At 69.1% G+C, this 13,151-nt stretch carries 16 protein-coding genes; 14 read left to right on the top strand and 2 right to left on the bottom strand.

Annotated features, from left to right (window positions below):
- Positions 1-176 precede the first annotated feature (176 nt).
- From QSG27_RS23275 to QSG27_RS23325, 11 genes are all read left to right on the top strand, one after another.
- Positions 177-479 carry an urease subunit gamma gene (locus QSG27_RS23275; protein ID WP_306710365.1) on the top strand — a complete coding sequence of 101 codons (303 nt, stop codon included), beginning with the start codon at positions 177-179 and terminating at the stop codon, positions 477-479.
- Between the two features lie 10 nt (positions 480-489).
- Positions 490-795, top strand: a complete 306-nt coding sequence (locus tag QSG27_RS23280; protein WP_306710367.1) for an urease subunit beta — start codon at positions 490-492, stop codon at positions 793-795.
- Positions 796-821: 26 nt separating this feature from the next.
- On the top strand, positions 822-2,531 hold the full coding sequence (gene ureC, locus QSG27_RS23285) for an urease subunit alpha (protein WP_306710368.1): 1,710 nt from the start codon (positions 822-824) through the stop codon (positions 2,529-2,531).
- 18 nt (positions 2,532-2,549) lie between these two features.
- Positions 2,550-3,401, top strand: a complete 852-nt coding sequence (gene murI, locus QSG27_RS23290; protein WP_306710370.1) for a glutamate racemase — start codon at positions 2,550-2,552, stop codon at positions 3,399-3,401.
- Positions 3,398-3,928 (top strand): urease accessory protein UreE, encoded by a 531-nt coding sequence (gene ureE / locus QSG27_RS23295; protein ID WP_306710372.1) that lies wholly within the window; start codon positions 3,398-3,400, stop codon positions 3,926-3,928. The genes murI and ureE overlap by 4 nt, the downstream gene beginning before the upstream one ends.
- A 49-nt stretch (positions 3,929-3,977) precedes the next feature.
- A complete protein-coding gene (locus QSG27_RS23300) occupies positions 3,978-4,724 on the top strand; it encodes an urease accessory protein UreF (RefSeq protein ID WP_407653263.1) in 747 nt (248 codons plus the stop codon).
- Positions 4,721-5,359: an urease accessory protein UreG gene (gene ureG, locus QSG27_RS23305; RefSeq protein ID WP_306710374.1), complete on the top strand. Its 639-nt coding sequence runs from the start codon at positions 4,721-4,723 to the stop codon at positions 5,357-5,359. The genes QSG27_RS23300 and ureG overlap by 4 nt, the downstream gene beginning before the upstream one ends.
- A 101-nt stretch (positions 5,360-5,460) precedes the next feature.
- The gene (locus tag QSG27_RS23310) at positions 5,461-6,330 is read left to right on the top strand and encodes a PRC-barrel domain-containing protein (RefSeq protein ID WP_306710376.1); all 870 of its coding nucleotides are present in this window, start codon (positions 5,461-5,463) and stop codon (positions 6,328-6,330) included.
- A gap of 34 nt (positions 6,331-6,364) precedes the next feature.
- The gene (locus QSG27_RS23315; protein ID WP_306710378.1) at positions 6,365-6,781 is read left to right on the top strand and encodes a YgaP-like transmembrane domain; all 417 of its coding nucleotides are present in this window, start codon (positions 6,365-6,367) and stop codon (positions 6,779-6,781) included.
- 286 nt (positions 6,782-7,067) lie between these two features.
- The gene (gene fabI, locus QSG27_RS23320) at positions 7,068-7,853 is read left to right on the top strand and encodes an enoyl-ACP reductase FabI (RefSeq protein ID WP_306710380.1); all 786 of its coding nucleotides are present in this window, start codon (positions 7,068-7,070) and stop codon (positions 7,851-7,853) included.
- Positions 7,854-8,216: 363 nt separating this feature from the next.
- Positions 8,217-8,627 (top strand): bacteriohemerythrin, encoded by a 411-nt coding sequence (locus tag QSG27_RS23325; protein ID WP_306710381.1) that lies wholly within the window; start codon positions 8,217-8,219, stop codon positions 8,625-8,627.
- Between the two features lie 22 nt (positions 8,628-8,649).
- Here the strand turns inward: QSG27_RS23325 and hutG are convergent, their stop codons facing one another.
- Complete coding sequence (gene hutG, locus QSG27_RS23330) at positions 8,650-9,474, bottom strand: N-formylglutamate deformylase (protein WP_306710382.1); 825 nt, start codon at positions 9,472-9,474, stop codon at positions 8,650-8,652.
- A 157-nt stretch (positions 9,475-9,631) separates the two neighbouring features.
- Positions 9,632-9,982, bottom strand: a complete 351-nt coding sequence (locus tag QSG27_RS23335; protein WP_014240322.1) for an ArsR/SmtB family transcription factor — start codon at positions 9,980-9,982, stop codon at positions 9,632-9,634.
- Between the two features lie 290 nt (positions 9,983-10,272).
- Here QSG27_RS23335 and QSG27_RS23340 point away from each other — a divergent pair, with 290 nt between their 5' ends.
- The 3 genes from QSG27_RS23340 to QSG27_RS23350 form a co-directional block, all read left to right on the top strand.
- Entirely contained in the window at positions 10,273-10,743 is a 471-nt protein-coding gene (locus QSG27_RS23340) for a hypothetical protein (protein ID WP_306710385.1), read from the top strand.
- An 87-nt stretch (positions 10,744-10,830) separates the two neighbouring features.
- Positions 10,831-12,060 carry a hypothetical protein gene (locus tag QSG27_RS23345; RefSeq protein ID WP_306710387.1) on the top strand — a complete coding sequence of 410 codons (1,230 nt, stop codon included), beginning with the start codon at positions 10,831-10,833 and terminating at the stop codon, positions 12,058-12,060.
- Between the two features lie 49 nt (positions 12,061-12,109).
- On the top strand, positions 12,110-13,151 hold a 1,042-nt coding region (locus tag QSG27_RS23350; RefSeq protein ID WP_306710389.1), incomplete at its 3' end, for a glycosyltransferase family 4 protein.

Here is a 13,151-nt window from a genome sequence, read left to right on the forward strand (position 1 = left end):
TGCAGGCGAATTCAAGGGCGGCGTTCTTCGTGAACTTCCAGGTGAGTTCCCTGGCCTTGCCGGGTTCGATGAGGACGGTGTCGGAAAGGCGGTGCGTTTCATCGAAGAGGGATTGGCGCACCGCAGCGACGTGGCATAATCCCGCCAATCCAACGGGTAGGCGGAGAGACAGCCCCATGAACCTGACACCGCGCGAGAAGGACAAGCTTCTCGTGGCCATGGCCGCCGTGGTGGCGCGCCGCCGGCTGGAGCGTGGCGTGAAGCTGAACCATCCCGAGGCGGTGGCCCTCATCACCGATTACGTGGTGGAAGGGGCGCGCGACGGGCGCACCGTCGCCGAGCTGATGCGCGACGGCGCGACGGTGCTGACCCGCGATCAGGTGATGGAGGGCATCCCGGAGATGATCCACGAGATCCAGGTGGAGGCCACCTTCCCGGACGGCACGAAGCTCGTCACCGTCCACCAGCCGATTCGCTAAGGGGGCCCCGATGAAACCCGGTGAAATCATCCCCGCCGCGGGCGAGATCGAACTCAACGCGGGCCGCGACACGGTGGAGCTGGACGTCGCCAACGCCGGCGACCGCCCGATCCAGGTCGGCTCGCACTATCACTTTCACGAGACGAACGGGGCGCTGACCTTCGACCGCGAGAAGGCGCGCGGCTTCCGGCTGGACATCCCCGCCGGGACGGCGGTGCGCTTCGAGCCCGGCCAGACGCGCCGCGTGCGGCTGGTCGCCTATGGCGGCAACCGCGTGGTCATCGGCTTCAACGGCAAGGTCAACGGCAGCCTGTAAGGGGCGCCAGCGGAGGGCATCAGACAATGGCGCATCGCATCGACCGGGCCGAATACGCGGCCCTTTACGGCCCCACCGTGGGCGACCGTGTGCGGCTGGCCGACACCGACCTGATCGTGGAGGTCGAGAAGGACCACACCGTCTATGGCGAGGAGGTCAAGTTCGGCGGCGGCAAGGTGATCCGCGACGGCATGGGGCAGGGGCAGGTGTCCCGCCAGGGCGGCGCCGTGGACACGGTCATCACCAACGCGCTGATCATCGACCATTGGGGCATCGTCAAGGCCGACATCGGCATCACCGGCGGGCGCATTTCCGGCATCGGCAAGGCCGGCAACCCGGACGTCCAGCCGGGCGTGACCATCGTCGTCGGGCCGGGGACGGAGGTGATCGCGGGCGAGGGCAAGATCGTCACCGCCGGGGGCATCGACGCCCACATCCACTTCATCTGCCCGCAGCAGGTGGACGAGGCGCTGTACAGCGGCGTCACCACCATGCTGGGCGGCGGCACCGGCCCGGCGGCGGGCACCTCCGCCACCACCTGCACGCCGGGGCCGTGGCACATGGCCCGGATGCTCCAGGCGGCGGAGGGGCTGCCGATCAACCTGGGCTTCTTCGGCAAGGGCAACGCCAGCCGCCCCGACGCGCTGCTGGAGCAGATCGCGGCGGGCGCCTGCGGCATGAAGCTGCACGAGGACTGGGGCACCACCCCGGCGGCCATCGACACCTGCCTGACCGTGGCCGAGGAGACGGACATCCAGGTGGCCATCCACACCGACACGCTGAACGAGTCGGGCTTCGTGGAGAACACCATCGCCGCGTTCAAGGGCCGCAACATCCACGCCTTCCACACCGAAGGGGCGGGCGGCGGCCACGCGCCGGACATCATCAAGGTGGCCGGCCTGCCCAACGTGCTGCCCAGCTCCACCAACCCGACGCGGCCCTTCACGGTGAACACGGTGGACGAGCATCTCGACATGCTCATGGTCTGCCACCACCTGTCCCCGCGCATCCCGGAGGACGTGGCCTTCGCCGAGAGCCGCATCCGGCGCGAGACCATCGCGGCGGAGGACATCCTGCACGACCTCGGCGTCTTCTCGATGCTGAGTTCGGACAGCCAGGCGATGGGCCGGGTGGGCGAGGTGATCATCCGCACCTGGCAGACCGCCCACAAGATGAAGGTGCAGCGCGGGCGCCTGCCGGAGGAGACGGGGGAGAACGACAACTTCCGCGTCAAGCGCTACGTCGCCAAATACACCATCAACCCGGCCCTGTCGCACGGCATCGCCCATGTGGTGGGATCGGTCGAGGTGGGCAAGCTGGCCGATCTGGCCGTCTGGTCGCCGGCCTTCTTCGGCGTGAAGCCGGACATGGTGCTGAAGGCCGGCACCATCGCGGCGGCGCTGATGGGCGATCCCAACGCCTCCATCCCGACTCCGCAGCCGGTGCATTACCGCCCGATGTTCGGCGCCTATGGCCGCTCGATCCAGGCCAGCTCCCTGACCTTCGTCAGCAAACTGGCGCTGGAGAACGAGGCGGTGCGGTCGCTCGGCCTGCGGCGCGAGCTGGTCGCCGTGACGGGGGTGCGGGCCATCGGCAAGAAGCAGATGATCCACAACGATTCCACACCCCACATCGAGGTCGATCCGGAAACCTACGAGGTGCGTGCCGACGGTCAGCTCCTGACCTGCGAACCGGCGGACGTGCTGCCCATGGCGCAGCGGTATTTCCTGTTCTGAGTGTGGGGTGACGGGTTCGTGATTGGTGTCTTCGATTCCGGGCATGGCGGTCTGACGGTGCTGCGCGCGCTGGTGGCCGCCGCTCCCGGACGGCCTTTCGTCTATCTCGGCGACCATGCCGCCGCTCCCTACGGCCCGCGCAGCGAGGAGGACATCTACCGCCTGACGGTCCAGGGGGTGGAGCGGCTGTTCGCCCAGGGCTGCGGGCTGGTCGTGCTGGCCTGCAACACGGCGGCGGCGGTCGCCCTGCGGCGGATGCAGCGGACGTGGCTGCCCCACGCCCATCCGGGCCGGAACGTGCTGGGCGTCCTGGTGCCGATGGTCGAGGCCATCACCCGCGTGCCCTGGATGCAGGACGGCCCCGCCGCCGATTGGCGTCCGGAGCCGCGGACGGTCGGCGTCTTCGCCACGCCCGCCACCGTCGCCTCCGGCTCCTTCCCGCGGGAGATCGGCAAGCGGGCGCCCGACGTCCGGGTGGTGCAGCAGGCGTGCCCGGACCTCGTCCCGCTGATCGAGCGCGGGGCGGGGGACGCGGAACTGGCTCCGGCGGTGTGCGGCTATGTGCGGGCGCTGCTGGAGCAACTGGAGGGCCAGCCGCTCGACGCGGCGGTGTTGGGCTGCACCCACTACCCGCTGGTCGCGCACCTGTTCGCCGAGGCGCTGCCGCCGGGCGTGGAGGTGCTGTGCCAGCCCTCCCTGGTCGCCCGGTCGCTGGACAATTACCTGGAGCGCCACCCCGAATACGCGCCCGCTGCGGGCGAGGCGGCGGGTGCGCTTCGTTTCTTCACCACGGGAGCGGCGGAACCGGTCGGCGCCCTCGCGGGACGTTTCTTCGGCCGGACCACTCCCTTCGAACGGCTTTCCCCATGACCGACACGCTCCGCCGCGCCACCCGAGTCCACGCCCGCGGCCATTGGCCCGCCGAGCGCGAGGCCGGCACGGTGACCCTCGCCTTCGACGACCGCCACCGGCGCCGCATGGTGATGAAGGACGACGCGGGGACCGATTTCCTGCTGGACCTGCCGCGGGCGGTGGCGCTCGACCATGGCGACGGGCTGGAACTGGGCGACGGCGCCGTCCTGCGGGTGGTCGCCGCGGACGAGGACCTGATGGAGGTGCGCTGCGGCGGCGGGACGGAAGGCTTCGCCCGCATCGCGTGGCACCTGGGCAACCGGCACCTGCCGGTGCAGATCGTCGGCGAGACCATCCGCCTGCGCCGCGACCATGTGATCGAGGACATGCTGAAGGGGCTGGGGGCGAGCGTTGAGGCCATCCACGCGCCCTTCGCGCCGGAGGGTGGGGCCTATTCGGGGCAGGGGCACTCGCACGGGCATGGCCACGACCACGGCCACGACCACGGCCACCACCACCATCATCATGGGCATTCGCATGACTGAGGGCGCTTGCCCCCTCCCTAACCCTCCCCCGCTTCGCGAGGAAGGGGATGTGGGCGAGGAGAGGCACCCTCTCCCGCGCAGCGGGGGAGGGTCGGGGTGGGGGCCTGTCTCCGCCATCCACCTCACCAAACTCCTCGCCTGGCTGTCGCCCTCCTTCCCGGTCGGCGGCTTCTCCTACAGCCACGGCATCGAGGCGGCGGTGGAGCGGAACCTCGTCCGCGACCGCGACACGCTGGCGCGCTGGATGGACGGCATCCTGCGCCACGGCGCCGGGCGAACCGACGGCATGCTGTTCGCCGCCGCCCACCGGGCGGTGCTGGCCGGCGACGAGGCGGGCTTCGCCTGGGCGGTCGAACGCGCCGACGCGATGCGCGCCTCCGCCGAAACGGCGCTGGAAAGCCGCGCCCAGGGGCAGGCCTTCCTGATCGCCGTGCGCGCCGCCTGGCCGCTGGACGGGATGGAACGCTGGGACCGGGTGATCGCCGGCACCGGCCGCCCGGTCGCCTACGCCGTCGCCGTGGCGCTGGCCGCCGCGCTGATCGGCGTGCCGGAGGGGCCGGCGCTGTCGGCCTATCTGCACGCCTTCGCCGCCAACCTTGTCTCCGCCGGGGTGCGGCTGGTGCCGCTGGGGCAGACGGACGGGCAGAAGGCCCTGGCGGCGCTCGATTCCGTGGTGCACTCTGCGGCGGAGGCCGCGCTGGCCGCCCCGCTCGACGATCTGGGCAGCCGCGCCATGGCCGTCGATTGGACCTCCATGATCCACGAAACCCAATACACGAGGTTGTTCCGCTCATGACCGCCCCGATTTCCAAGAGCCATGGTGGCCCCCTGCGCGTGGGCATCGGTGGGCCGGTCGGCTCCGGCAAGACGGCGCTGACCGACGCGCTGTGCAAGCGCATGCGCGACGATTGGGAGGTCGCGGCGATCACCAACGACATCTACACCAAGGAGGACGCGGAATTCCTCACCCGCTCCGGCGCGCTGAAGCCGGAACGGATCATGGGCGTGGAGACCGGCGGCTGCCCGCACACGGCGATCCGCGAGGACGCCTCGATCAACCTCGCCGCCGTGGACGAGATGAACCGCAAGTTCCCTGACCTTGACCTGATCTTCGTCGAATCGGGCGGCGACAATCTGGCGGCCACCTTCTCGCCGGAACTGGCGGACCTGACCATCTACGTCATCGACGTGTCGGCGGGCGACAAGATCCCGCGCAAGGGCGGGCCGGGCATCACCCGCTCGGACCTGCTGGTCATCAACAAGATCGACCTCGCCCCGCTGGTCGGCGCCAGCCTGGAGGTGATGGACCGCGACGCGAAGAAGATGCGCGGCGACCGCCCCTTCGTCTTCACCAACATCAAGACGGGGCAGGGGCTGGACGCGGTCCAGTCCTTCATCGTCCAGCGGGGCGGGTTGCCGCTTCCGGGCTGACCTCTTCGCAGAGGAAGGGGTCGCGGAACCTCCGTCTTGGCCGTGCTGTTTTCCCGAACGTGAGATGCACACGCACGGAAACCAAGCCGGAGGCACCGACGATGAAACGCCTGCTCCTCAGCGCCGCCATGATCGCGGGGGCGCTCGGGCCATGGCCGGCTCTGGCCGAGACCTGTCCGGAGGGGGTGAACCGGCTGGGCCAGCGCATCGGCGCGCTGGAGGCCGCCGGCAACCAATCCCCCGCCGCGGCCAGCCCGCAGGAGATCGGCCAGCTCCGCGCCCTGCGCCAGACCGCGGAGCGCGCCGGCCAGCGCGGCAGCGAGCCCGCCTGCCAGACCATCCTGGGTGAAGCCGACGCGCTGCTGCGCTCCGTCGAGCATCCGCGCGTCGTCGCCGCCGACGATCTGTCCAAGGCCAAGCTGCACAACGCGAACGGCGAGGAGATGGGCTCCATCGCCGAACTGGTGGTCGATCCGAACACCGGGCGCGTCGCCTACGCCGTGGTCGAGGCGGGCGGCTTCCTGGGGCTGGGCGAGCGCAACTTCCCGGTTCCCTGGGCGCTGATCCAACCGGCGCAGGGCGGCGACAGCTATGTGCTGAACGTCGCGAAGGACCGGCTGACCGCGGCGCCGCAGTTCACCCGCTCCAACCGCCCGGACATGTCGGACCGGCAATGGGCGATGGCGCTTCACACCTATTACGGCGTCCAGCCCTATTGGATGCGCGACGCGGCGGCCCTCGCCGCGGTTGGTATGCCGGAGGGCGGTGCTGCGGGGGCGCCCCAGCTCCAGTCGGAGGTGCAGCGCCTCTCGCAGGAGGTGGACCGGCTGAACCGCGAACTGTCGCAGGCCCGCACGCTGGCCGACACGGCGCGCAAGCCCGACGGGGCCGCGCCGCCGGGCTCCGGATCGACCGGCAGCGCGCCGGCGCCGGACCAGGGCGGTTCCGCACCGCCGGCCCCCCAGCCGTGAAGACACGAAGGGATCGAGGAGAGGAGCGATGGCGATGACGAGCCAACAGGGCATGGGCAGCCGCGGCGTGGCCCGCCCGGACGATCTTGAACGCATGATCAACGTCGGCCACACCGAACGTCTGGTGTCGCTGGTCGGCGGCGGGCTGCTGGCGGTGCTCGGCCTGCGGCGCCCGACCGTCGCCGGGGCGGCCATGGCGCTGGCCGGCGGCGCGCTGGTGGCCCGCGGGCTGACCGGCTATTGCCCGGCCAAGGCGATGATGGAGGACTGGAACGGTCATCACGACACCGCCGCCTCGCCCACCGAGGATGCCGAGCGGGGCGTCCATCGCTATTCCCGCCACCCCGGCGATATCGACGACGATGCCGGCGAGAAGGAGAAGGTGGACGAGGCGTCGATGGAATCCTTCCCGGCCAGCGATCCCCCGTCCTTTACCCCCGGCGCGGTTTGAACGCCCTTCGTCATGTGGAAAAGGCCCTTCCAGCGAGAAGGGCCTTTCTTTGTTGCGGTTCCTCCAAGGAACGCGCAAGAAAGAGGCATAGGCTTACCCCGCGGACTTCGCTTTTTCGCTGTGTGAAGCCTGTGTTACGGATAAACAAAGCGATAATGTCGGTTTTATTGCGACTTTAACAAGTTGCCTATGACCTTCGATTGCATTATGGTGCGTCGCACAATTCGAGTGATCCGATCTGGCGCACTCCGAATCCGGCCACTCAGCAATCCGGGAAAGCCAGCCTATGACCACGATCATCCCTGCCGCCGCCACCCTCGAGGGCAAGAAGGGCCTCGTGCTCGGCATCGCCAACGATCAGTCGATCGCGTGGGGCTGCGCCCGCGCCTTCCGCGCGCTGGGCGCGGATCTCGCGGTCAGCTATCTGAACGACAAGGCGAAGCGCTTCGTCGAGCCGCTGGCCCAGCAGCTCGAAGCGGAGATCTTCGAACCGGTGGACGTCACCGGCGAAGGTGAGTTGAAGGCCATCTTCGACAAGATCGGCGAGAAGTGGGGCAAGCTGGACTTCGCGCTGCACTCCATCGCCTTCGCCCCGAAGGACGATCTGCACGGCCGCGTGGTCGATTGCTCGCGCGAAGGCTTCCAGATGGCGATGGACGTGTCCTGCCATTCCTTCATCCGCATGGCCCGCTATGCGGAGCCGCTGATGAAGGACGGCGGTTCGCTGTTCACCATGTCCTATTTCGGCGCCAACCGCGTGATCGACAATTACGGCGTCATGGGGCCGGTGAAGGCCGCGCTGGAGGCCAGCGTGCGCTATCTGGCGGCGGAACTGGGCCCGAAGGGCATCCGCGTGCACGCCATCTCCCCGGGTCCGATCAAGACCCGCGCCGCGTCCGGCATCGCCCACTTCGACGAGCTGATGGAGAAGGCCGCGGAGCGCGCGCCGGAACAGCGCCTCGTCACCATCGAGGAGGTTGGCTACACCACCGCCTTCCTCGCGACGGACGGTGCGAAGGGCATCACCGGCAGCACCACCTATGTGGATTGCGGTTATTCGATCGTCGGCTGATCGAACGCTGTGGTGTCGATAAGTTGAGGCGGCTGATCGTCGCCTCTGCTTCATAAGGTTGATGTGAAGGCGGACGGAAACGCGAAGTTTTCGTCCGCCTTTCCGTATGTTCGTTTTCGGTGCGGCAAAATGCCATGTGACGATCGTATGCGTTTGTTTTGTACGCGAGAACGCCCATGATACAGGCAAAGGCCACCGGTTGGGGATCCGGCGGTACCAAGGGTTGCTGCGTCTGGTATTTACGGTTTTTTGACGGATTGCGCACCTTCATCTTCAGTTGCGCAGGTACGGCGCGCTTCCCTTCAATGCGTGGCGTTCGCCGGGTTTGCCCGGTGGCCGCGGAAGACAGGGTGCGGAGGGTTCATGAGTGTCATTACGTGGAGGCGGCAGCTCAGCGTCGGCCAGCCGTCCATCGACGAAGATCACAAGCACCTGATCGAGTATCTCAATGAACTGGATGCCGCGCTGAACACGCGCAGCTTCATGCCCGTGCGCGTCGCGAAGATCCTCATGAAACTGCTGGAATACACCCAGCAGCACTTCGCCCGCGAAGAAAAGATCATGCAGATGGTGCACTACCCGAAGTTCGAGGAGCATGTGCGCCAGCATCACGAGGCCGTGCGCACGCTGAGCGAGCTGTCGTCCGTCTTCACGAAGGACCCGACCCACCAGAACGCCGAGCGGATCTACACCTTCACCGCGAACTGGCTGGTCCACCACATCATCATGCAGGACACCCAGCTTACGCCCTATGTGCGGGGCGTCTGGGTCTGAATCCGGGTTCTGAAGGGAGCCGCTACAGGAAGGCGCTCCGGCGGCGCCCGGCGGCGTTTTCCCACGCCCACTCGACGATCAGGCTCATCAGCCGCTCCAGCGTCGGGCGGACCTGCCGCGCCGAATCCTCGCGGAAGCCGAAGGGGGCCTCTTCGTCCATATAAGTGATTTGCGACAGTTCGAGCTGGATGGAGTGGATGTTGTCGGCGGGGTTGCCGTAATGGCGGGTGATGAAGCCGCCCTTGAAACGCCCGTTCTGCACGGAGGAATAGCGCCCCGCCGCCGTCAGCACATTCATCACCCGCCCGACCAGCGCCGGGGAGGCGCTGGCGCCGTCCGCGGTGCCCAGGTTGAAGTCCTGGATCTGCCCGTCGAAGAAGCGCGGCACGCGCGACCGGATGGAATGGGCGTCGAACAGCACGGCGACTCCGAACCGTTCCCTCAGCGCCTGAAGCTCGCCGTTGAGCCGCTCGTGGTAGGGGCGCCAATAAGCGCCGATCCGCCGCCGGACCTCCGCCGCGTCCGGCTCCTGCCCGGGCTTGTAAATCGGCTGGTGGTCGAAGCTGGTGAGGGGACAGAGTTCGGTGTTGCTGACGCCGGGGTAAAGGGCGGTGCCGTCGGGATCGCGGTTCAGGTCGATCACGTAGCGCGAGCAGATGGGCCTCAGAAAGCCGATCCCCAGCGCCGGGGCGAAGTGGTAGAGGCGGTCCAGGTGCCAGTCGGTGTCCGGCATCGCCAGGGCGGTGTCGGTCATGGCGGCTGCGATGTCCGGCGGCACGACGGTGCCGACATGCGGGATGCTGAGCAGGACGGGGGTTTCCCCCGGCTGGAAGCGGAACGTCTCCATGCCAACACCCCTGTTTTCCTGGTCCAACCGACCAGACTATTCGTATAGCAACGGTTTGATGCGCCGCAGCATACTCCGGACTATGCGGCGCAACCGGCGTGGCGGTCAAACCCTATCGCTATTTGTTACAAACGCTTGAAAAGGGTGCGGCGGCCTCTCAGGCCTCCAGGTCGCCTTCGCTTTCCTCCGCCACATGGTCCACCATGTCCGACAGGACGCGCCGGATGTGTTCGTCGGTGATCAGGTAGAAGACGCGGTTGCCGCGCCGTTCCGCCTGGATCAGCCGCCCCGCCCGCAGCAGGCGGAGGTGGTGGCTGACCAGCGACGGCGACAGGCCCAGCGCCGCCGCCATGTCGCCGACCGAGGTCGATGTGTCGAGGCAGGCCAGGATGATGCGCAGCCGGCTGGGGTCGCTCATCAGGCGGAACATGTCGGCCAGTTCGGTGGTCTGGTCTTCGGACAGGCGGAGATGCGCCGGCTTGTCCTTCGGTGCTGACCCTTTTTGCATGCCGCGTTGGTTCCCGCTCGTAAGGTTTTTATCGGTGGTTGCCGCTCTTACAAAGTATAGGCCGGTTGCCGCGTCAATCCCATAGGTCGGCGAAGCGGTGCGCGAAGTCGCCATGCGGCGGCATCTTACGTATGGCCTATCGCTGGCCTGTTGACCTTGGGCGGAGGCTCGGGAACAATTCGGCCATAAGGACGGCGGTCTGCCGCAAGGCCGCAAGGGACGCCTTCAACGATCGAATGAACGGTCGGACGAACGACCGGAAACGGGCAGGGATCGAGGGGGAGGAAGCCATGACGACGCGCCGACAGGTTCTGCTGCCGCTGGCGCTGGCCCCGGTGGCCGGCTGGGCGATCTGGGCCGCCGGGGCCAGCGAGCCCACGCACCCCGCCGGGCCGTTCCATCTGCCGCTGGACGACACCACGGCGCTGTGGCGCGATCTGGTTCAGGTCCGGATGGAGGGCCCCGCCGCCAACCCGGTGTTCCCGACGCGGGTCAGGGCGCTGGACGGGAAGCTGGTGACGGTGCGCGGCTTCATGGTGCCGCTGAGCGACGCGTCGGCCCACAACCGCTTCATCCTCGCGGCCAATCCGATTTCCTGCCCGGCCTGCCATCGGCCCAGCCCCGCCACCATGCTGCACGTTCACAGCCAGATTCCGGTCCGCGAGTCGCAAGGTCCGGTGCTGATGACCGGCACGCTGCGGCTGAATCCGTTGGAGGGGCTGTTCTACCGCCTCGATCGCGCGGAGCTGCGTTACGCCTGAACGATTGCGGGCGCTCTCGGACGTTCCCTTTTTCCGCATGCCATGGAATGCTGGCGCCCGATGGTGTCGGATGGGCGGCGGGGGCGCGTGGTCGGGGAAGGAAAGGCGCTGTGGCGTGCCGCCGGGCTGTTCCTGGCGCTGGCCGTCTATGGCCTGCTGAGCACGCCGGCCCCGGCGGAGATCCGTCCGGCGGAGGCGGCCATCGGCGGGCTGCTGGTGCTGGGCGTCGGGCTGCTGCGCCCTCTCTATGTGGCGACCGGCCACGCCCTGCTGGAGCGCGCTTCGCCGCCGTGGGCGATGTCGTGGGAAATGCCGGCGCTGCTGGCGCTCGCGGTGATGCTGTGGTGCCCGCTGCTGCGCGGCGCGTGGCTGGGCTGGGCGCCCCGCGACATGGTGCGCGATGTCGTGCCTCTGCTGTACCTGTTCCTTCCCGTGCTTCTGGTGCCGGTGCTGCGGGCCGCCTCCGCCCGTGGGGTGCAGCTTCTGACCGCCGGCATGGCGCTGGCCGGCGTCGGATTCGCTCTGCGCTGGTGGAAGCAGGCGGAGTGGGGATTCGGCGCCGTCGGCGTCCGGGCCATGGCCGATGGCGGCGTTTATCTGCTGAACGCGCCGTCGGTCCTGTTCGCCGCCGTTGCGCTGCCGGCCTTCGGGTTCGGGATGCTGGTGCGCGGCGGATGGCTGCGGCGGGCCGCCGGAACGGTTGCGGTTCTGGGCGGGCTGCTGTGTCTGGCGGCGCTGGCCGGGGCGGTGCACCGGATGGCGCTGGGGCTCGCCGCCGTGGCCTTCGCCGCGCTGGGCCTCTGGTGGCTGCGCCGGGCGCCGCTGGCGGGGTTGGGGGCCGGGCTGGCGGCGCTGCTGCTGGCCGCGCTCCTTCCGGAGGTGCTTCTGGGCGCCCTCGGGCAGGTCGCGGAAAAGACCCGGCTGGCCGGGGCGAACACCCGCTGGGAGGAGGCGGAGGCCGCCATCGGGCAGGCGCTGTCCTCTCCGGCGGCCTTCCTGTTCGGGCAGGGCTGGGGGGCGCTCCTCGCCAATCCGGCGGTGGGGGGATGGCGCGTGTCCTACACCCACACGCTGGCGACCTACGCCATCGCCAAGGCCGGGGCGGTGGGGCTGTGCGCCCTGACCGCCTATCTCGGCGGTCTCGCTCCGCGCGCTCTGGCGCTCCTGCGCACCGATCCTACGCTGGGCTGGTCGGTGGTGCCGCCGCTGCTGATGGCGCTGGGGCTGCACACGAGTTTCAAATATCTGGACACGGGCCTTCTGCTGACTCTGATGGTGCTGGCGGCGGAGCGCAGGAACCGGTTGCCGGAGCGCTAGGCGAAATGCATACTTATGCGTGCTTTTCGAACATAACGGCTCCTGAACTGTGGGCGTTCCCTCCATCCTGTTCGTCAACCGCGTGTTTCCTCCGGACAAGGGGGCGACCGGGCGTTGCGTTTTCGATCTGGCTGAACGGATGGCGGCGATGGGGTGGCGCGTCACCGTCGTTGCGGATGGGCACGGCCCCAGCGAAGCACCGCCCGGCGTGACCGTGCGGCGCGCGGGTGGCGGATCGGCGGACGTGCGGGAGCCGCCCGGCGACGCACGGCTGACCGTCCGCGGCTATCTCGCTGCGGCGGCGCGGCTGGTCCACCGCGCGTTGCGCCTGCCGCGGCACGACGTTGTGGTGACGATGACCGATCCGCCGCTGCTGGCGTGCGCCGGGCCGCTGATCGCCGCGCGCCATGGCGCGGCCTCCATCCACTGGAGCCAGGACGTCTATCCGGCGCTGCTGCCGGTGCTGGGCGTCCGCCTGCCGGAACCGCTGATGCGGATGGCGCAGCGGGCGAGCGTCCAGGCGCTCGGCCGCCATGACGCGGTGGTGGCCATCGGGCGCTGCATGGCCCGGCGGCTGGCAGCCGCGGGGGTGCCGGCGGAGCGGATCGCCGTACTGCCGAACTGGCCCGATCCGCGAATCCGGCCCGTCCCGCGCGCCGGCAACCCGTTCCGGCTGGAGCATGGGCTGGAGGACCGCTTCACCGTCGCCTATTCGGGAAACATGGGGCTGGCCCACCCGATGGACGCCGTGATGGACGCGGCGGCGCTGCTGGCCCGCAGCGATCCCGGCATCCGGATTCTGCTGATCGGGGAGGGGCGGCGCCGAACCGCCGTGGCGGAGGCGGTGGAGCGGCGCGGGCTGACCAACGTCCGCCTGCTGCCCCTCCAGCCGCCGGAGCGGCTGGGCGAAAGCCTGTCGGCGGCGGATGTGCATCTGGCGACCATGGACGAGCGGGCCGAAGGGCTGCTGGTGCCGAGCAAGGTCGCCGGCGCGCTGGCGGCGGGCCGGCCCTGCCTGTTCCTGGGGCCGGCGGGCAGCGATGCGGCGGCCTTGCTGGAGGGGTGCGGGGACAGGCTGGCGCCGGACGACG

Source organism: Azospirillum isscasi (assembly GCF_030849505.1).
Classification (GTDB): domain Bacteria; phylum Pseudomonadota; class Alphaproteobacteria; order Azospirillales; family Azospirillaceae; genus Azospirillum; species Azospirillum isscasi.

Coding starts and splice junctions, on each gene's coding strand:
- QSG27_RS23275 (WP_306710365.1), top strand. CDS start 177: ATGAACCTGACACCGCGCGAGAAGGACAAGCTTCTCGTGGCCATGGCC.
- QSG27_RS23280 (WP_306710367.1), top strand. CDS start 490: ATGAAACCCGGTGAAATCATCCCCGCCGCGGGCGAGATCGAACTCAAC.
- ureC (WP_306710368.1), top strand. CDS start 822: ATGGCGCATCGCATCGACCGGGCCGAATACGCGGCCCTTTACGGCCCC.
- ureE (WP_306710372.1), top strand. CDS start 3,398: ATGACCGACACGCTCCGCCGCGCCACCCGAGTCCACGCCCGCGGCCAT.
- ureG (WP_306710374.1), top strand. CDS start 4,721: ATGACCGCCCCGATTTCCAAGAGCCATGGTGGCCCCCTGCGCGTGGGC.
- QSG27_RS23310 (WP_306710376.1), top strand. CDS start 5,461: ATGAAACGCCTGCTCCTCAGCGCCGCCATGATCGCGGGGGCGCTCGGG.
- QSG27_RS23315 (WP_306710378.1), top strand. CDS start 6,365: ATGACGAGCCAACAGGGCATGGGCAGCCGCGGCGTGGCCCGCCCGGAC.
- fabI (WP_306710380.1), top strand. CDS start 7,068: ATGACCACGATCATCCCTGCCGCCGCCACCCTCGAGGGCAAGAAGGGC.
- QSG27_RS23325 (WP_306710381.1), top strand. CDS start 8,217: ATGAGTGTCATTACGTGGAGGCGGCAGCTCAGCGTCGGCCAGCCGTCC.
- hutG (WP_306710382.1), bottom strand. CDS start 9,474: ATGGAGACGTTCCGCTTCCAGCCGGGGGAAACCCCCGTCCTGCTCAGC.
- QSG27_RS23335 (WP_014240322.1), bottom strand. CDS start 9,982: ATGCAAAAAGGGTCAGCACCGAAGGACAAGCCGGCGCATCTCCGCCTG.
- QSG27_RS23340 (WP_306710385.1), top strand. CDS start 10,273: ATGACGACGCGCCGACAGGTTCTGCTGCCGCTGGCGCTGGCCCCGGTG.